The sequence below is a fragment of the Streptomyces sp. NPDC050315 genome (assembly GCF_040655775.1).
In the GTDB taxonomy this organism is placed as follows: domain Bacteria; phylum Actinomycetota; class Actinomycetes; order Streptomycetales; family Streptomycetaceae; genus Streptomyces.
This window is the reverse complement of the sequence record NZ_JBFAKN010000004.1, coordinates 502280-518793: the sequence shown is the minus strand read 5'-3', so window position 1 is coordinate 518793 and position 16514 is coordinate 502280. Positions and strand designations below refer to the sequence as shown.

At 72.0% G+C, this 16514-nt stretch carries 19 protein-coding genes; 6 read left to right on the top strand and 13 right to left on the bottom strand.

All coding sequences use genetic code 11. From position 1 onward, the window contains the following. Nucleotides 1–62: 62 nt before the first annotated feature. Nucleotides 63–320: a WhiB family transcriptional regulator gene (locus AB0I82_RS17595; RefSeq protein ID WP_003983230.1), complete on the bottom strand. Its 258-nt coding sequence runs from the start codon at nucleotides 318–320 to the stop codon at nucleotides 63–65. Nucleotides 321–637: 317 nt separating this feature from the next. Beyond that, nucleotides 638–1621, bottom strand: a complete 984-nt coding sequence (locus AB0I82_RS17590) for a diacylglycerol kinase family protein (RefSeq protein WP_363258136.1) — start codon at nucleotides 1619–1621, stop codon at nucleotides 638–640. Between the two features lie 83 nt (nucleotides 1622–1704). Here AB0I82_RS17590 and AB0I82_RS17585 point away from each other — a divergent pair, with 83 nt between their 5' ends. Then, a complete protein-coding gene (locus tag AB0I82_RS17585) occupies nucleotides 1705–2160 on the top strand; it encodes a hypothetical protein (protein ID WP_363258135.1) in 456 nt (151 codons plus the stop codon). Between the two features lie 358 nt (nucleotides 2161–2518). On the opposite strand, the gene AB0I82_RS17580 is transcribed toward AB0I82_RS17585, so the two are convergent. From AB0I82_RS17580 to AB0I82_RS17565, 4 genes are all read right to left on the bottom strand, one after another. Further along, nucleotides 2519–3451, bottom strand: a complete 933-nt coding sequence (locus AB0I82_RS17580) for an RNA polymerase sigma factor SigF (protein ID WP_363258406.1) — start codon at nucleotides 3449–3451, stop codon at nucleotides 2519–2521. Nucleotides 3452–3494: 43 nt separating this feature from the next. Next, nucleotides 3495–3908 (bottom strand): anti-sigma regulatory factor, encoded by a 414-nt coding sequence (locus AB0I82_RS17575; protein ID WP_030264314.1) that lies wholly within the window; start codon nucleotides 3906–3908, stop codon nucleotides 3495–3497. A gap of 266 nt (nucleotides 3909–4174) precedes the next feature. Then, complete coding sequence (locus AB0I82_RS17570) at nucleotides 4175–4663, bottom strand: GNAT family N-acetyltransferase (protein ID WP_363258134.1); 489 nt, start codon at nucleotides 4661–4663, stop codon at nucleotides 4175–4177. 74 nt (nucleotides 4664–4737) lie between these two features. Further along, the gene (locus AB0I82_RS17565) at nucleotides 4738–4998 is read right to left on the bottom strand and encodes a UBP-type zinc finger domain-containing protein (protein ID WP_363258133.1); all 261 of its coding nucleotides are present in this window, start codon (nucleotides 4996–4998) and stop codon (nucleotides 4738–4740) included. Between the two features lie 41 nt (nucleotides 4999–5039). Between AB0I82_RS17565 and AB0I82_RS17560 the strand changes: the two genes are divergently transcribed. After that, entirely contained in the window at nucleotides 5040–6647 is a 1608-nt protein-coding gene (locus AB0I82_RS17560) for a Na+/H+ antiporter (protein ID WP_363258132.1), read from the top strand. Between the two features lie 10 nt (nucleotides 6648–6657). Here the strand turns inward: AB0I82_RS17560 and AB0I82_RS17555 are convergent, their stop codons facing one another. The 3 genes from AB0I82_RS17555 to AB0I82_RS17545 form a co-directional block, all read right to left on the bottom strand. Then, nucleotides 6658–7575, bottom strand: a complete 918-nt coding sequence (locus tag AB0I82_RS17555; RefSeq protein ID WP_363258131.1) for a pyridoxal-phosphate dependent enzyme — start codon at nucleotides 7573–7575, stop codon at nucleotides 6658–6660. A gap of 10 nt (nucleotides 7576–7585) precedes the next feature. Further along, the gene (locus AB0I82_RS17550; RefSeq protein WP_363258130.1) at nucleotides 7586–8176 is read right to left on the bottom strand and encodes a peptidoglycan recognition family protein; all 591 of its coding nucleotides are present in this window, start codon (nucleotides 8174–8176) and stop codon (nucleotides 7586–7588) included. A 271-nt stretch (nucleotides 8177–8447) separates the two neighbouring features. After that, nucleotides 8448–8684 (bottom strand): hypothetical protein, encoded by a 237-nt coding sequence (locus tag AB0I82_RS17545; RefSeq protein ID WP_363258129.1) that lies wholly within the window; start codon nucleotides 8682–8684, stop codon nucleotides 8448–8450. A gap of 121 nt (nucleotides 8685–8805) precedes the next feature. Here AB0I82_RS17545 and AB0I82_RS17540 point away from each other — a divergent pair, with 121 nt between their 5' ends. Together AB0I82_RS17540 and AB0I82_RS17535 are read left to right on the top strand one after the other, a co-directional pair. Further along, entirely contained in the window at nucleotides 8806–9498 is a 693-nt protein-coding gene (locus AB0I82_RS17540; protein WP_363258128.1) for a helix-turn-helix domain-containing protein, read from the top strand. 10 nt (nucleotides 9499–9508) lie between these two features. Continuing rightward, a complete protein-coding gene (locus tag AB0I82_RS17535) occupies nucleotides 9509–10420 on the top strand; it encodes a glutaminase (protein WP_363258127.1) in 912 nt (303 codons plus the stop codon). Nucleotides 10421–10445: 25 nt separating this feature from the next. On the opposite strand, the gene AB0I82_RS17530 is transcribed toward AB0I82_RS17535, so the two are convergent. Next, on the bottom strand, nucleotides 10446–10892 hold the full coding sequence (locus tag AB0I82_RS17530; RefSeq protein WP_363258126.1) for a VOC family protein: 447 nt from the start codon (nucleotides 10890–10892) through the stop codon (nucleotides 10446–10448). Nucleotides 10893–11038: 146 nt separating this feature from the next. Further along, nucleotides 11039–11977, bottom strand: a complete 939-nt coding sequence (locus AB0I82_RS17525; protein ID WP_363258125.1) for a beta-ketoacyl-ACP synthase III — start codon at nucleotides 11975–11977, stop codon at nucleotides 11039–11041. A 227-nt stretch (nucleotides 11978–12204) separates the two neighbouring features. Here AB0I82_RS17525 and AB0I82_RS17520 point away from each other — a divergent pair, with 227 nt between their 5' ends. Next, on the top strand, nucleotides 12205–13203 hold the full coding sequence (locus AB0I82_RS17520; RefSeq protein ID WP_363258124.1) for an NAD-dependent epimerase/dehydratase family protein: 999 nt from the start codon (nucleotides 12205–12207) through the stop codon (nucleotides 13201–13203). Between the two features lie 38 nt (nucleotides 13204–13241). Here AB0I82_RS17520 and AB0I82_RS17515 read toward each other — a convergent pair whose 3' ends face one another. Together AB0I82_RS17515 and snpA are read right to left on the bottom strand one after the other, a co-directional pair. Then, complete coding sequence (locus tag AB0I82_RS17515) at nucleotides 13242–14330, bottom strand: magnesium and cobalt transport protein CorA (protein WP_363258405.1); 1089 nt, start codon at nucleotides 14328–14330, stop codon at nucleotides 13242–13244. A gap of 337 nt (nucleotides 14331–14667) precedes the next feature. Continuing rightward, nucleotides 14668–15321, bottom strand: coding sequence for a snapalysin (gene snpA / locus AB0I82_RS17510; protein ID WP_363258123.1), 654 nt, complete (start codon nucleotides 15319–15321; stop codon nucleotides 14668–14670). 228 nt (nucleotides 15322–15549) lie between these two features. Here snpA and AB0I82_RS17505 point away from each other — a divergent pair, with 228 nt between their 5' ends. Further along, nucleotides 15550–16497, top strand: a complete 948-nt coding sequence (locus tag AB0I82_RS17505) for a LysR family transcriptional regulator (protein WP_363258122.1) — start codon at nucleotides 15550–15552, stop codon at nucleotides 16495–16497. Nucleotides 16498–16514: the final 17 nt, after the last annotated feature.

Below are 16514 nucleotides of genomic sequence, written 5' to 3'. Positions count from 1 at the left end.
CACGTTGCTTAGCGCATCGGGGGTACTGCGCGCTGCGGCTCGGATGCCACGGGGCGTCTGGTTCAGGCGCTGGCGTTGCGCGCCCGGTTACGAGCCGCACGGCGCTTCATTGCGCGGCGCTCGTCCTCGCTCAGACCACCCCAGACGCCGGAGTCCTGGCCGGACTCGAGCGCCCACTGCAGGCACTGCTCCATGACGGGGCAGCGGCGGCAGACGGCCTTGGCTTCCTCGATCTGCAGCAGCGCAGGACCGGTGTTGCCGATGGGGAAGAAGAGCTCGGGGTCTTCCTCGCGGCAAACGGCGCGGTGACGCCAGTCCATGGCTGCTCCATCTCCTCGTATTACGGGAACGTTGCTTGTGAATGTGAACGCTTTCACGAATCCCTCCGCAAGGGAAGGGCCGAACGCCCGCAAGGGGCTGGTGCGGTCCTGGAAAAGAGGAGGGGATTCGGGCTCTCAAGGGGGCCGAAGAGCGGCCGTCCCGATCGCCATGAAGAGACTCGCAAACCTCGGCGGCGGATACAACCCCTTCCGGAAACTTTTTTTTGATTCCTTGGTGTCGGCTGCGTCACAGCCGTACTTCTGGGGGGTGGAAGTCAGCCTAAACGTTCGACTGAAAGGACTTTAGGCCCTACTGCTCACACAATCACACGCAGTGCACGGCGTACGCCTGTGAACGTCACGCTGGAACGCAGTCCCAGGTGGTCGCCGTCCATCTGAAACGGCAGCGGAACCTGTGAATGCAAGGTGAAGTCCGTCTGATCATGAAGCGATACGGCGTGCTTTCCCCGTGGGCCGCGGTCCGGGGTTGACGCCAGCAGCTGGGAGGCGTACCGGGCGACCGCCGGGGTGGAGAGTCTGCTCAGCGCGAAGACGTCCAGAGCGGTGTCGAAGGACGCCTGCGGCGACGGGTAGACCGGGCGATTGCCCAGGTAGGTCCAGGGGGCGGTGTTGCAGATTATGGACAGGACGAGGTCTTCGATCACTTCCGTCGTGCCCGGTTCGGCGCCCGGGTGCTCCAGCGTGATCGTGCCGTGCCGGCGGTTCGGCTCGCCCATGAACTGACGCATGACCTGTCGTACGTACAGCGCATGGGTCGAACGCTTGCCGCGTTCGCGCTGTTGTTCGACTCGGCCCACGACGCCGGCATCGAAGCCGAACCCCGCGCAGAAGGTGAACCAGCGCTTCGGAATCATCTCGTCCTGAGTGTCCGGTGTGCCGGCGGCCAAACCCAGTCCCACCGTGCGTTCGCTGCCGTCGCGCAGCGCGTCCAGCAGCGCGCCGGTGGCCTCGACGGCGTCGTTCGGCAGGCCCAGGGCGCGGGCGAAGACGTTCGTCGAGCCGCCGGGGACCACCGCGAGGCGCGGCAGCGCCTCCGGGGCCGGGCCGTGGGTCAGCAGACCGTTGACGACCTCATTGACCGTCCCGTCACCGCCGAGGGCGACCACCAGCTCCGTCTCGCCGCTCTCCGCGGCCCGGCGGGCGAGGTCGCGCGCGTGACCTCTGTACTCGGTCTGCGCGACCTCCAGCTTCAGGTCGCTGGCCAGCGCGTGGGCCAGTACGTCACGGGTGCGCGCACTGGTGGTGGTGGCTGCAGGGTTGACCACGAGAAGTGCACGCATGGGGAGCAGGGTACCTACCTGTAAGTACGAGGGCCCAGCCCCTGCCCGTCAGGCGGACCGGGGCCCGGCGCTACCCTGCTGGGGTGAGCAGCAGCAAGCAGAAGCGGACCCCAGCCGCCCCGACGCCCGCCCCCGCACCCGCCGGGCCGCGGCCGCGCCGGCTGACCGCCGCGGCGGTGCTCACGGGCCTGGAGGGGCTCGCGCTGGCAGCGCTGGGCATCTACATGCTGGTCGACGGGATCGTCGGCTCGCCGGACAGTCCGCAGCAGGCCGAGATGGGCGGGATCACCGTGATCGTGCTCGCGCTGCTGCCGCTGCTCTCCGCGCGCGGGCTGTGGCTGCGGCGGCGCTGGAGCCGCGGGCCCTCGCTGATCACTCAGATCGTGGCGCTGCCGGTGGCCTGGACGCTGATCAACGGCGGTGGCGCGCTGCTCGCGGGCGGCGTGCTCCTGGCCGTCGTCGCCTTCGTCGTACTCGGCCTGCTGGTCAATCCGACGGCCACCGAGGCACTGGGGATCGGGCCGCGCGAGGACGCGTAGCCGAGTCGCGAGCCGGCTTGTAGGGGCCGCGTGGGCGGCGGGCGCTCGCTGCGCGCCGCGGCGGTCGCCCAGTCCCGTACGCCGGTACTCGCGAGGGCGCTCCGGAGAGCCGTACGCGGGGCGTGCCGGAAAGCCGTAGGCCCTCGTACGAGCGGGCGTGCGGGCGTGCGGGCGTGCGGGCGTGCGGGCGTGCGGGCGTGCGGGCGTGCGGGAAGACCGTACGCCGACGGGCGCGGGCGCACCGGGCCCGTCGGGCTCTCGGCGGAGCCCTGTGGGTGTCGGTGCGCCCGCGCCCGTTGCGCGGTCGTGGTCCGGAGTGCGGCGGATCCGGCGGTCTCCCGCCCCGCCGGAGGGTCCGCTACTCCTCGACCAGCAGCTTGTCGCGGAGCTGGGCCAGGGTGCGGGCCAGCAGCCGGGAGACGTGCATCTGGGAGATGCCCACCTCCTGGGCGATCTGCGACTGGGTCATGTTGCCGAAGAAGCGCAGCAGCAGGATCTTCTTCTCGCGCGGCGGCAGGTCCTCCAGCAGCGGCTTGAGGGATTCGCGGTACTCGACGCCCTCCAGCGCCTCGTCCTCGGCGCCCAGGGTGTCGGCGACCGCGGGGGACTCGTCGTCGGTGTCCGGCACGTCCAGCGAGAGGGTGCTGTAGGCGTTCGCCGACTCCAGGCCCTCCAGCACCTCCTCCTCGGAGATGCGCAGATGCTCGGCCAGCTCATGGACCGTGGGGGCACGGCCGTGCCGCTGGGAGAGCTCCGCGGTCGCCGTGGTCAGCGACAGCCGCAGCTCCTGCAGGCGGCGCGGCACGCGGACCGCCCAGCCCTTGTCCCGGAAGTGCCGCTTGATCTCGCCGACCACGGTCGGGGTGGCGTACGTGGAGAACTCCACGCCGCGCTCCGGGTCGAACCGGTCCACCGACTTGATCAGGCCGATCGTGGCGACCTGGGTCAGGTCGTCCAGCGGCTCGCCGCGGTTGCGGAAGCGCCGGGCGAGATGCTCCACCAGGGGCAGATGCATCCGGACCAGGGTGTTGCGCAGCTCCGCGCGCTCGTCGGAGCCCTCCGGAAGCTTGCGCAGCTCGTAGAACATCGCGCGGGCACCACTGCGGTCGTGCGGATCGTGCGCATCGTGGGGGTGATGCTGCGGATCCTGCTGCTGCCGCTGCTGCTCGCTCTGGTCCATGTGGTCCGCCCGCTCTGCCTGCTCCGCCGCGTTCAACCGGCCGCTGAGGTCGTCCGTGCCCATCGGGTGCGGCCGGGCCTGCTGCTCGGGGATGGCCAGTCTCGGCTCCATCCGCGCGCCGCGCTCCAGATCCTTCACAGGGCCCCCTCTTCGGTCATGACGGTCCGGGACCGGCGCCGCGCTCCTTGTACAGACTGATGCTGACCGTCTGGTCCTCGGCGACGGTGGAGTCGACCTTGCCGGCCAGTGCGGAGAGCACCGTCCAGGCGAAGGTGTCGCGCTCTGGAGCGCGCCCGTCGGTGGTGGGAGCCGATACGGTCACCTGCAGCGCGTCGTCGATCAGCCGGAAGACGCAGCTCAGCACACTGCCGGGGACGGCCTGCTGCAGGAGGATCGCGCACGCCTCGTCGACGGCGATACGCAGATCCTCGATCTCGTCGAGGGTGAAGTCCAACCGGGCTGCCAGTCCGGCCGTGGCCGTGCGCAGCACCGAAAGGTAGGCACCCGCAGCGGGCAGCCGGACTTCCACGAAGTCCTGATTCCCGGGCTCGCCTGCGATCTGGGACACCCTCACCTCCAAGGTGACACAAGCTGATTGAGCTGATATTCATGCCGGACCTGATCCTCCCGGCGGAAGGAACGGCCACCCGGCACAGCGCATGCGCTGTGCGACGCTATCGCGATCTGCGGTGCAATGTCGCCCGGGATCGGCGTGGCTGCCGACCGGGCACGACGGTGGGACTCGCAGTGTCCCGCAAACCCACGAGTGTCACTCATTGTAAGCCTACGGGTACGGACAGTGGCTAGGGGTCTGCACTGCCAAATCGGCGCTGGTTACGCTGCGTTGGCATCTGCAGTTGCCGCGAGCTCGTGCAGTGCCTCTCCAGTGAGCCGGAAGACGGTCCATTCGTCCATGGGCTGAGCACCGATCGACTTGTATATACCGATGGACGGTTCATTCCAATCCAGGACTGACCATTCAAAACGTCCGTATCCACGGCGGATGCATATCTGCGCCAGCGCGGCGAGCAGTGACTTGCCGTGTCCGCCGCCGCGGTGCGCGGGCCGGACGTACAGGTCCTCCAGATAGACACCGTGCGTGCCCGTCCACGTGGAGAAGTTGCGAAACCACAGGGCAAAGCCCACCGGGGTGCCGGACTCCTCGGCGATCAGTCCGAAGACGGCCGGGTGCTCGCCGAACAGGGCGTCGCGGAGCTGCTCTTCAGTGGCCTTGGCCGACTCCAGCTCGCGCTCGTACTCCGCGAGCTCGCGGATCATGGCGTGGATCGCCGGGACGTCGGCGGGTGTCGCAGTGCGGATCATGCCGTGAAGGCTAGCGGGCGCCACTGACAACCGGCGCCGGGCGCCGTGCGGTCACCGCGCCAACGGGGAAGCGCTCAGACCAGCGCCTTGTCGGCGAAGCACCAGCGCCAGTCCTCGCCCGCTCCGAAGGCGCGCATCACCGGGTGTCCGGTCGCCTCGAAGTGCGCCGTGGCGTGCCGGTACGGCGAGGAATCGCAGCAGCCGACGTGGCCGCAGGCCAGGCAGAGCCGCAGCTGCACGGGGTGGCTGCCGACGGCGAGGCACTCGGGGCAGGTGTCGCTCAGCGCGGCCGGTTCGGGGCGCGGCAGTTCGAGAACGTGCGGGCACTCGCTCATGATTGCCAGATTAGCCGGAACGCGCGGGGACGGGTCGTGCCATGGATGTGATGCCACTGTTGCTGCTGGTCGCCGGGAGCGCGGCGGTCGCGGGACTGGCGCGGCGCACTCCGGTGCCCGCGCCCCTGCTGCTCGTCGCGGCCGGGCTCGGCGCGGGGTACCTGCCCGGCGTCCCCGACTACCCGCTCGACCCGCACATCGTGCTTCCCCTGCTGCTGCCGCCCCTGCTGCACACCGCGGCCCTGGACAGCTCGTACCTGGACCTGCGGGCCAATCTGCGTCCGGTGGCGCTGCTGTCGGTCGGCTACGTGCTCTTCGCGACGCTGGCCGTCGGGTACGCCGCGTACCTCGTCATCCCGGACCTGCCGCTGACCGCGGCCCTCGTGCTGGGTGCGGTGGTCGCGCCCCCGGACGCCGTGGCGGCCACCGCCATCGCCCGCAGGCTGCGGCTGCCCGGCCGGATCACGACCATCCTGCAGGGCGAGTCGCTGGTCAACGATGCCACCGCCATCACCGCCTACAAGGTGGCGCTGGCCGCGGCCGTCGGGGAGGGCGCGACCTGGGCCGGCGGCCTGAAGGAGTTCGGCATCGCGGCGGTCGGCGGCATCGGGATCGGGCTGGTCCTCATGGGGCCGCTGCACTGGCTGCGCTGCAAGCTGCGCGACTCCGCGGTGCTGGAGAACACACTGTCGCTGCTCATCCCCTTCCTGGCGTACTCGGTGGCCGAGCACGTCGGCGCCTCCGGGGTGCTCGCCGTCGTGGTGGTCGCGCTGTACCTGGGACACCGTTCCTGGCAGGTGGGCTTCGAGACGCGGCTTCAGGAGGCCGCGGTGTGGACGATGGTCTCCTTCCTGCTGGAGTCCACGGTCTTCGCGCTCATCGGGCTGCAGCTGCCGGTCGTGGTGCGGGGGCTGGGGGAGTTCAGCACCGCGCAGGCGCTCACGTACGCCCTCGTGGTGTTCGCCGTGGTGGTGCTGGCGCGCTTCGTATGGGTGTTCCCCGCGACGTACGTGCCGCGGTGGCTGTCGGCGCGTATCCGGGAACGGGAGCCCGATACGACCTGGACGGCGCCGGTGATCGTCGGCTGGGCCGGGATGCGCGGGGTGGTCTCACTGGCGATCGCCTTCTCCATCCCGCTGACGATCCACGGCGACGAGCCCTTCCCGGCGCGCAACCTGGTGCTCTTCCTGACCTTCAGCACGGTCATCGGCACCCTCGTGGTCCAGGGGCTGACGCTGCCGCCGCTGATCCGCCTCCTGAGGCTGCCCCGGCCGGACCCGCAGGCCGAGACGCTGGCCGAGGCGCAGGCGCAGAACGACGCGTCGGACGCGGCGGAGCGGCGGCTCCATGAACTCCTGGAGGACTCGCGCAACGCGCTGCCTGGACCCTTGGAGGACCGGCTGCGGACCGTGCTGGAGCGCCGCCGCAACGCCGTCTGGGAGCGGCTGGGGCCGCCGAACGCCGAGACCGGGGAGTCGGTGGAGGCGACCTACCTGCGGCTGGCCCGGGAGATGATCGGCGCGGAGCGCGCGGTCTTCGTGGAGCTGCGCGACGCGCGGCGGATCGACGACGAGATGCTGCGCACGCTGCTGCGCCGGCTGGACCTGGAGGAGGCGGCGGCGTACCGGGAGACGGTGAGCCCCGAGTAGGCGGTGCGCTTCAGGGGGTGCCGGTGATCACCGCGGCCACCGTGGTGCCCGGTGCGAACGCGCCCTCCTCGGTACGCGTGGTCAGGCCCAGCAGCAGCTTCGCCACGTAGACCCGCTCCAGTGGCAGACCGTGCCGCGCCTCGAAGTCCGCGGCGAAGTCCTCCAGCGCGGGCGTGCTGCGGGCGTAGCCGCCGCAGTGGAACGCGGTCTCCAGCCGCCAGTCGCCGCGTCGCCCCCCGAAGGCCGCCTCCTGGAGGCGGAGTACGTCCGCTGCCAGGAAGTGATCGGGCCCGGGGCCGCCCTTCAGTACGGGGAAGCCGAGGGCCCGCTGCCCCGGGGCGAGGCCCGCGGCCAGCCCCGCGAGGGTGCCGCCGGTCCCGCAGGCCACGGCGACGACGTCGGCGGCCCCGGCCAGCTCCTGGCCCAGCGCGGCGCAGCCGCGGGCGGCGAGGGCGTTGCTGCCGCCCTCGGGGACCAGCCGGTACGGCCCGAAGCGGGCGCGCAGCGCGTCGAGCAGCTCGGGGTCGTCCTTGCGGCGGTAGCGGGCGCGGTCCATGAAGTGCAGCTGCATACCGTCGGCGGCACAGCGGGCCAGTGAGGGGTTCAGCGGCCGGTCCGCCAGCTCCTCGCCCCGTACGACGCCTATCGTGGCCAGGCCCAGGAGGCGGCCCGCCGCGGCGGTGGCGCGCAGGTGGTTGGAGTACGCGCCGCCGAACGTGAGCAGCGTGCGGTCCCCGGACGCGGCGGCGGCGCGGAGGTTGGGCTCCAGTTTCCGCCATTTGTTGCCCGGCAGATCGGGGTGTATCAGGTCGTCCCGCTTGAGCAGCAGGCGTACGCCGCGGCGCGCGAACCGGTTGTCCTCGATCTCCTGTACCGGGGACGGCAGGTGCGGCCGCAGCGTCTTCGGGTCGGGGACAGCGCTGGTCACGCCCCCATTGTCACCTCAGGCGCTTCCCGATGCGTTCGCGCAGCGAGTCCATCGTGAAGCCGCGCGGGTCGACCTTGCCCGGCTGCCACTCCAGGTGGCCGAGCACCGAGCGCTCGTTCCAGCCGTGCACCCGGCACACGGCGGCCGCCGCCTTCTCGATGGCCTCCAGCTGCGCGTCGGGCCACGGGTCCTTGCCGTCGCCGAGGTTCTCGCACTCGAAGCCGTAGTAGACGCGGTTGCCGTCGGTGTCGGCCTCGTTGTCCGGCGGCAGCCGCCGCTCGGCGATCACCGCCCGCAGGACGTCGCCGTCGCCGAGCCCCGCGTGGTTGGCGCGGCCGTGACCGACCAGATGGACCGTGCCGTCCTTGGTGATGACGCCGTGGCACAGCGGGCCCGGCAGGTCCGGGTGGCCGTCGTAGCAGATCCGTACCGTCTCCTCGGCGCCCGAGGTCACGGTGTGGTGGACCATCACGCCGTGCACCCCGCCCCAGGGGCCCTTGTGGTTGCGGTTGTGCGTCCGCCAGTCGCCGACCTCGACGACGCGCAGCCCTTCGTCCCGCAGCGCTTCGAGGAATCTGTCCGCTGACATGGGTGTGGCCATGAACGGCTCCCGTTCCGGTGACACGGCGGCCGCCGACCGCGCACCGCCTCGTAAGAGCCTGTGGCCGGACCCCGGCCGGATCGGTCACAGGCCCTTCATCGCTTGTACTGGAACGGGAGGTATGAGGTCAGCAGTTCGCGGTCAATGCGAGCCGAAGCGGCCGCTTACGGGGCATACGCTGGACATATGTCCCTACCGGGGCGGTTTCGCACAGGGGATACGAGGGAACGCGGGCGTCCTTCCGGAACCGTCCTACTGGCCGCGAACCGTCCTACTGGCCGCGCAGAACGCCGTCCCCGTGCGTGGCGATGTACGCCTCCAGTGCCTGCAGCGCCGCCGCCGTCGACTCCGGCGAGCCGCTGCCGCGCCGCTCCGCGTAGTACGCGGCGCCCAGCCGCTTCAGCAGATCGGCGCCCGCGCGCTGCTGCTGCACCTCGTCCATCTTCTGCTTGCCCTGAGCCAGGCCACGCTGCGCCTGCTCCTTGGCACGGTCCAGAAATCCCGCCATTGTGCTGCCTCCGCGTCGGTCCATGGGTCTCGCAGGCACCGGCGCCCTTTCCGGCTCCGGTGCGTGCCGTATCCGATCAACGGCCGGGACGCGGTGCTGGTTCCCGTGCCAGGCTGGAGGCGTGTACCGGGAACGGCCCTCCGTGCTGTCCGGCGCCGCCGTGTGGACCAAGACCCCGGGAACGGCGCCGCGTCCCGTGCTGCCCGACGGCTGCACCGATCTGATCTGGTACGACGGCCGCCTCCTGGTCGCGGGTCCGGACACCCGCGCCCATCTGCCGCCGGCTCCTGAGCGGGCCCCGGAGGCGCCCGTCGTCGGCCTGCGCTTCGCGCCGGGGCAGGGCCCGGCCGTCCTGGGTGTGCCCGCGCACGAACTGCGTGACCTGCGCGTTCCCCTCGCCGATCTGTGGCCCGCCGACCGGGTGCGGCGGCTGACCGACGAGCTGGCCACCGCCGCGTCCGGTCGTGCCCTGGAAGCCGCGGCCGCCGCCCGGCTGCGTACGGGTGCCGCGCCGGACCCGGCGCGCGGCCTGATCGCACGGGCGGCGGCCCGGGGCACGCCGGTGCGCGAGCTGGCCGACGCGGTCGGTGTGGGCGAGCGCCAGCTGCACCGCCGCTGCCTGGCCGCCTTCGGGTACGGCCCCAAGACCCTCGGCCGGGTGCTGCGTTTGGTGCGCGCCCTGGACCTGGCCCGCTCCGGGATGCCGTACGCACAGGTCGCCGCCGTCGCCGGGTATGCCGACCAGGCACACCTGGCGCGCGAGGTGCGGGCGCTGGCGGGTGCCCCGCTCGGGACGGTTCTCGCGCCGGGATAGCGTGTCCGCCATGGACTACCAGGGCGTTCTCGAGGAGGTGGCGGACCGTGCGCGGCCGCTGGTGAGACAGGGGAAGGTCGCCGACTACATCCCCGCACTGGAGCGCGTCTCGCCGGACCGCTTCGGGATCGCGCTGACCGACATACACGGGGAGACGTACGGCGTCGGGGACTGGGAGGTCCCGTTCTCCGTGCAGTCCATCTCCAAGGCGTTCTCTCTCGCGCTCGTGCTGGCCCAGGAGGACCAGAGCATCTGGGAGCGGGTGGGGCGCGAGCCGTCCGGCACGCCCTTCAACTCCCTGGTGCAGCTGGAGTGGGAGCAGGGCATCCCGCGCAACCCGTTCATCAACGCCGGGGCGCTCGTCGTGACCGACCGGCTGCAGACGCTGACCGGCGACGCCAGTACGGCGATGCTGGACTTCCTCCGGGAGGAGAGCGGCAATCCCGACCTGGCGTTCGACCAGGCCGTCGCCGACTCCGAGGCGCAGCACGGGGACCGCAACTCCGCGCTCGCGCACTTCATGGCGAGCTTCGGCAATCTGGAGAACCCCGTCCCCAGCGTCATCGAGCACTACTTCTGGCAGTGCGCGATCGAAATGACCTGCCGGGATCTGGCGACGGCCGGCGGCTTCCTCGCGCGCCACGGGCTGCGCTCCGACGGCAGCAGGCTGCTGGCGGCCCGGGACGCCAAGCGGATCAACGCGGTGATGCTGACCTGCGGTACGTACGACGCGGCGGGGGAGTTCGCGTACCGGGTGGGGCTGCCCGCCAAGAGCGGCGTGGGCGGCGGCATCATCGCGGTCGTCCCCGGGCGGTGCACGCTGTGCGTATGGAGCCCGGGGCTGGACGCGCGCGGCAATTCGGTCGCGGGCGCCGCGGCACTGGACCACTTCACGACGCTCACCGGATGGTCGGTGTTCTGACCGGCCGGTCGGAACCAAAGCCCGATCAGGAGGGCAGTGGCGCGAAGAGGTCGACGCCGTGGCCGTCCGGGTCCAGGACGACGGCGTAACGCTGGCCCCAGAAGGCGTCCCACGGCTTCTTGGACCCGCGGTACCCGGCGTCGACGAGCTCCGCATAGAGGGCGTCGACCGCCTCCGGGGACGCGCATTCGAAGGCGAGCTCGGGCCCACCGGAGGACGGCGTCCAGTCCGGGTCCGTGGCGCGCAGCGTCTCGTGGGTGTCCCACATCAGCCGCAGCCCGCCCGGCAGTTGTGCCTCCGCGTGCGGGGCGGTGTCGGCGTCCGCCGGGATGTCCAGGCCGAGGCGCCGGTAGAAGGCGAGCGAGGCCGCCATGTCGGCGGCGGCCAGGCCGATCGCGGCGAACCGGGGCGCGGGGGCGGTACGCGCCGCCGCGGCCCCGGAGGTGGTCTGTGCGCTGGTCCTGTCAGTCATGAGCCGAGCGTACGAAGGCGCGGTCCTGCCGGTCTTGAACGAAACGGACGTCCCCCGGCACCGCGCCTATGGACACCGCGTAGCGCCTAGGGACGCAGCGCCGCGCCTACGGACGCAGCGCCGCGCCCACGGACACAGTGCCGCGCCTACGGGCAGCGCACGACCTGCCCCGCGTACGAAAGGTTTCCGCCGAATCCGAAGAGGAGTACCGGCGCGCCCGAGGGGACCTCGCGCCGTTCGACCAGCTTCGAGAAGGCCAGCGGCACGGACGCCGCCGCGGTGTTGCCGGACTCCACGACGTCCCGGGCGATCACCGCGTTGACCGCCCCGATGCGCTCCGCCACCGGCTCGATGATCCGCAGGTTGGCCTGGTGCAGCACCACGCCGGCCAGCTCCTCGGGCCGTACGCCGGCGCGCTCGCACACCTCGCGGGCGACGGCCGGCAGCTGCGTGGTCGCCCAGCGGTAGACCGCCTGGCCCGCCTGGGAGAAGAGGGCGGGCTCGCCCTCGATGCGCACCGCGTCGCCCATCTCCGGTACCGAGCCCCACAGCACCGGGCCGATCTCCGGCTCCGCGGCCGCCGTCACCACCGCGGCGCCCGCGCCGTCGCCCACCAGGACGCACGTCGAGCGGTCCGTCCAGTCCACGACGCCGGTGAACTTCTCGGCGCCGATCACCAGCGCGTTGCGCGCAGCGCCGGCCCGGATCGTGTGGTCGGCGGTGGCCAGCGCGTGGGTGAAGCCCGCGCACACCACGTTGACGTCCATCGTGGCGGCCGCCGGAATGCCGAGCCGGGCGGCCACCCGGGCGGCCATGTTCGGGCTGCGGTCCGTGGCCGTGCAGGTGGCGACGAGTACGAGGTCGATGTCGTCCGGGGCGAGGCCGCTCGTCGCGAGCGCCTTCGCCGCCGCGGCGGCGGCCATCGCGTCCACGGTCTCGTCGGGTGCGGCGACGCGCCGGGTACGGATGCCCACCCGGCTGCTGATCCAGGCGTCGTCGGTGTCGACGAGCTCGGCCAGGTCGTTGTTGGTGAGTACCTTGGCGGGCTGGTAATGGCCCAGCGCCAAAAGGCGCGACCCGGTCATTTCTCCCCCTGCGGGTAAAAACGGAATATCGACCTCACCAGTGTTGGCCGAAAGGCCGCGCTACCGGGGGTGTGTGTCCGGCCAATCTTAGGCACGCGGTTCTGGAGGCTTCCGACCGTCACGCCGGGTGGTCGGCCCCTGTATGCGGTCGTATGGAGCGCGGTGGCCGATTCCGCTGAGAGCGAGGCGCGGGACGCCCGTACATCCGTACGGGCAGAGTCGGCGCCATGAGACTGCTGATGCTGGGTGGCACGGAGTTCGTCGGGCGGGCCGTGACCGAGGCGGCCCTCGCACAGGGATGGCAGGTCACGGTGTTCCACCGGGGCCGCCACGAGGCACCACCGGGAGCGGCGGTGCTCCACGGTGACCGCACCGCTCCCGAGGGGCTGGCGGCGCTGCGTACGGGGGAGTGGGACGCGGTGGTGGACACCTGGTCCTGGGCGCCGTCGGCGGTACGGGACACGGCCCGGCTGCTGGCCGGCCGGGCGGGGCGCTACGTATACGTGTCGAGCGCTTCGGTGTACGTGCATCCGAAGGCGGCGGGGCTGGCCGAGGAGGCCCCTCTTGTGGCGGGTGATCCGGACGCGGGCGACGTGGAGTACGCGGAGGCCAAGCGGGGTGGCGAGCTGGCGGCCGAGGAGGCCTTCGGCGCCGACCGGTCGGTCTTCGCGCGGGCCGGGCTGATCATCGGGCCCTACGAGAACGTCGGGCGGCTGCCGTGGTGGCTGTCCCGGATCGCCCGCGGCGGCCCCGTCCTCGCCCCGGGCCCGCACGGCCTCCCGATCCAGTACATCGACCCCCGCGACCTCGCCGCCTGGATCCTGCACGCCGTCGAGGCGGGACTGTCGGGCCCGTACAACATGATCAGCCGGACCGGCCACGCCACCATGGGCGAACTGCTGGAGGCGTGCGTAGAGGTCACGGGGGCGGCCGCCGAGCTGCGGTGGACCGATCCGGAGGCGATCCTCGCGGCCGGGATCGAGCCGTGGACGGAGCTGCCGGTCTGGGTGCCGCCGAGCTCGGAGTACTACGACACGCTGCACCGTACGGGCGTGGAGCGGGCGTACGCCGCCGGGCTGCGCTGCCGTCCGGTGACGGAGACGGTGGCGGACACCTGGGCCTGGCTGCGGTCGATCGGCGGGCAGGCGCCGCAGCGGCCGGACCGCCCGCTGGTCCGGCTGTCCCCGGAGAAGGAGGCGAAGGTGCTGGGCGCGACCGGAGCCTGACGGTCATGGGCTGTGCCGGAACGTCCCGGCACGGCCCGCTACAGCCAGCCGTTCCGCTTGAACCCGCGGTGGATCACCACGCACGCCGCCACGATCACGGCCATCACCAGCGGGTATCCGAACACCCAGTCCCGCTCCGGCATGTACTCGAAGTTCATGCCGTACACGCCGCACACCATCGTCGGGACGGCCAGGATCGCGACCCAGGCGCTGATCCGGCGCATGTCCTCGTTCTGCGCGATGGTGACCTGCGCGAGGTGGGCCTGGAGTATCGAGTTCAGCAGCTCGTCGAAGGCGGTGATGCGCTCGGTGACCCGGGCCAGGTGGTCGGCGACGTCCCGGAAGTACGCACGGACGCGCGGGTCCACCTGGGCCAGCGGCTGGGTGGAGAGCCGCTGCAGCGGCCGGTCCAGCGGGGCCACGGCCCGCTTCAGCTCCAGCAGCTCGCGCTTGAGCTGGTAGATCCGCCCCGCGTCGGCGTTCCGCCCGCCCTCGGCGAAGACCGCGCTCTCCACCGTGTCCATGTCGTCCTGGATGGCCGCCGTGGCCTCCAGGTAGTCGTCGACGACCAGGTCGGCGATGGCGTGCAGGACGGCGGACGGGCCGAGCGCGAGCTGTTCCGGATCGGCTTCCAGCGCCTCGCGCAGCGGGCCGAGCGAGCCGTGCCCGCCGTGCCGGACGGTGATCACGAAGTCCTCGCCGGTGAACACCATGATCTCGCCGGTGTCCACGATCTCGCTGGTCGCCGTGAGCCGGTCGTGCTCGATGTAGCAGGCGGTCTTGAAGACGGTGAACAGGTTGGTGTCGTACTGCTCCAGCTTGGGGCGCTGGTGGGCGAGGACCGCGTCCTCCACGGCCAGCGGGTGCAGCCCGAACAGCTCCACGATCCCCGCGAACTCCGCCTCCGACGGCTCGTGCAGCCCGATCCACACGAACCCTTCGCCCGAGGAGCGGACCCGGTGCACCGCCTCCTCCACGGGGTGGTCGCCGGTCAGCCGCACCCCGTTCTCGTACACCGCACAGTTGACGACGGCGGTGCCCAGCGGCGAGCGCGCCGGGTGGGCGAGGTCGACACCGCGGCTGCGCTGTTGTGGCAGGCGTACGGCCCGGCGGAGGTGGCGGATCATCGACATGGGCGGCTCCGGGGCGGCTCCTACGGGCGGGCGCCGCCCAGTATGCCGATCACGGCGCTCCGGTTCATCCCCGGACCGTGATGCCCCGCTCCCGGGGAGGCGGCGAGGCGCTGCACTGAAACGCGCGGTGGGGCGCCGCGGTGGGGAGGCCCACCGCGCATGGAGGGGGGTGAAACGCGCGGCCGCGTACGGGCGCGCGCTGTGGGGGGATGCACGCGCGGTGGGGTTCGCGGACCCCACCGCGCGTCTCAGCGCGGGCTGTCTGCCGGCCGTCGGCCCGTGGTCATCGGCGGGCGGCCGACGGCCGACGGTTCGGGAGGGCCAGGGGCCCCTAGGACGCCTTGGCGAAGCGGGCGCCGGTCAGGCCGTTCGCCCAGAGCTGGTCGACCTTGGCGCGCTCGTTGGCGTCCGGCTGGGCGTTGGTGCAGGACGGGCCGGGGCCGCCGCCGGACATCAGCTCGCTGCACGGGCCTTCGTAGTGGTCCGGCAGGCCGAGGACGTGGCCGGTCTCGTGCGCGGTCACGCGGGTGGAGTCGTACTCCTGGTTCTGCTGGTAGTCCAGGAAGATGTAGCCCTTGCCGTGGCCGTCGGTGCTGGCGTAGGAGCCGCGCGGGTCGTTGCCCTCGCGGTACTGGAAGTCCCCGCCGCTGCCCTCCTGCAGCTTGACGTTGGAGACGGCGCTGTTCCATATCTGCGCGCTCGCGGATATCTGCTGCGCGAAGGTGGGCGCGTCGCTCGCGTCGTACGTCACCGTCACCGAAGCGGCGCCGGTCTTCTTCTGCTTGGCGAGCGCCGACTTCAGCACGGCCTCGAAGAACCGCTTCGTGTCGGCCTTCTCGGCGGCCGAACCGACGTACTGGGCCGCGGTCACCGTGTTGTCCGCGGGGGCGGCAGAGGGGGTGGCCGCCGCGGGCACGGCGGCGGCGAGGCTCGCGGCAAGGCCCAGACCAAGTGCGGCCGACAGCACCGTCTTCGGAGATCTCATGTGGGGGGCTCCTTAGTGTCCGGGGGACCCGGCCGAGGTGTGGGGCAACGGCCGGGACCCGCGGATGAACTGTGGTGCCGCCGAGTCTGCGGGAGATATCCGGGGAGGCGGAGATTCCATCTGGCGATAGGACGGTCCAATAGCCCCTGGGATATGTGTGGTTCGCGGGGTTCGGGTGGCTGGTGCGACACGTAAGGACGTCGTTATGCTCCGCGCGTGGAGCTTGAGGTGAGGCACCTACGTGCGCTGTGCGCCATCGCCGACACCGGCAGCGTACGCAAGGCCGCGCGGCAGCTCGGCATGACCCAGCCCTCCCTGACCACGCAGCTGCGGCGTATCGAGAACGCGCTGGGCGGCCAGCTCTTCATCCGCGAGCGCTCCGGCAGCCGGCCGACGCCGCTCGGCCAGACCGTCCTGCACCGCGCCCGGCCGATAGTGGCGGAGATGACCGCACTGGTCGACGAGACCAGGTCGGCGGTGGTGCGCGAGCACGGCGCGCGGCTGCGCGTGGGCAGCACCGGCAGCCGCGCGGTGGCCGGCTGGCTGCGCCGGCTGCGGGCCCGGCTGCCCGAGACCGACACCACGATACGGATCGACCTGTCGGGCAACACCCTGCTGCGGATGGTCGCGGCGGGCCAGCTCGACGCGGCCTTCGTGCACGAGGTCGAGGGCTCGCCGCTGCGCGTCCCCGACGGCCTGGTCGAGCGTGAACTCCTCGCCCGAGAGCCGCAGTTCATGGCGCTCCCGGCAACGCACCCGGCCGCCGCGCTGGAGGCCGTCACGCTCGCCGACCTCGCCGAGGACCAGTGGATGGTCGACCCGTCCGTGGACGGCGAGTGGGCCGGGCTGCGGCGGATCTGGACCGCGGCCGGGATGGACCCGCGCGTGGTGCACGGCGACTATCTCGCCGCGGGCGACCTCGTGGCGGCCGGCGAGGTCGTCGCGCCCTGCCAGCCGACCGCCCGGCCCCGCCACGGCATGGTCGTCCGCCCGCTGCGCGGCGACCCGCTGGCCGTACGGCTGTTCCTGGCGTACCGCGGCGGCGGGTGCGACACCGCGTGGGTCGACGCGCTCTTCGAGGACCTGCGGGCCGCGTACCGGGAAGTGGCCTGGGCGAGCACCGCGTACCGGAAGTGGCTGATCAGGCACGAGAGCCTGCTGGCGGTGGGGTCGTAGGACGGGCCCGACGGGCC

Bases quoted from the DNA above. Each gene is read 5' to 3' on its own strand.
- AB0I82_RS17590 (WP_363258136.1), bottom strand. From the start codon at position 1,621: ATGCGTGCACTTCTCGTGGTCAACCCTGCAGCCACCACCACCAGTGCG.
- AB0I82_RS17545 (WP_363258129.1), bottom strand. From the start codon at position 8,684: ATGGCGGGATTTCTGGACCGTGCCAAGGAGCAGGCGCAGCGTGGCCTG.
- AB0I82_RS17580 (WP_363258406.1), bottom strand. From the start codon at position 3,451: ATGGAGCCGAGACTGGCCATCCCCGAGCAGCAGGCCCGGCCGCACCCG.
- AB0I82_RS17515 (WP_363258405.1), bottom strand. From the start codon at position 14,330: ATGATCCGCCACCTCCGCCGGGCCGTACGCCTGCCACAACAGCGCAGC.
- AB0I82_RS17570 (WP_363258134.1), bottom strand. From the start codon at position 4,663: ATGATCCGCACTGCGACACCCGCCGACGTCCCGGCGATCCACGCCATG.
- AB0I82_RS17535 (WP_363258127.1), top strand. From the start codon at position 9,509: ATGGACTACCAGGGCGTTCTCGAGGAGGTGGCGGACCGTGCGCGGCCG.
- AB0I82_RS17530 (WP_363258126.1), bottom strand. From the start codon at position 10,892: ATGACTGACAGGACCAGCGCACAGACCACCTCCGGGGCCGCGGCGGCG.
- AB0I82_RS17550 (WP_363258130.1), bottom strand. From the start codon at position 8,176: ATGGCCACACCCATGTCAGCGGACAGATTCCTCGAAGCGCTGCGGGAC.
- AB0I82_RS17595 (WP_003983230.1), bottom strand. From the start codon at position 320: ATGGACTGGCGTCACCGCGCCGTTTGCCGCGAGGAAGACCCCGAGCTC.
- AB0I82_RS17560 (WP_363258132.1), top strand. From the start codon at position 5,040: ATGGATGTGATGCCACTGTTGCTGCTGGTCGCCGGGAGCGCGGCGGTC.
- snpA (WP_363258123.1), bottom strand. From the start codon at position 15,321: ATGAGATCTCCGAAGACGGTGCTGTCGGCCGCACTTGGTCTGGGCCTT.
- AB0I82_RS17525 (WP_363258125.1), bottom strand. From the start codon at position 11,977: ATGACCGGGTCGCGCCTTTTGGCGCTGGGCCATTACCAGCCCGCCAAG.
- AB0I82_RS17520 (WP_363258124.1), top strand. From the start codon at position 12,205: ATGAGACTGCTGATGCTGGGTGGCACGGAGTTCGTCGGGCGGGCCGTG.
- AB0I82_RS17565 (WP_363258133.1), bottom strand. From the start codon at position 4,998: ATGAGCGAGTGCCCGCACGTTCTCGAACTGCCGCGCCCCGAACCGGCC.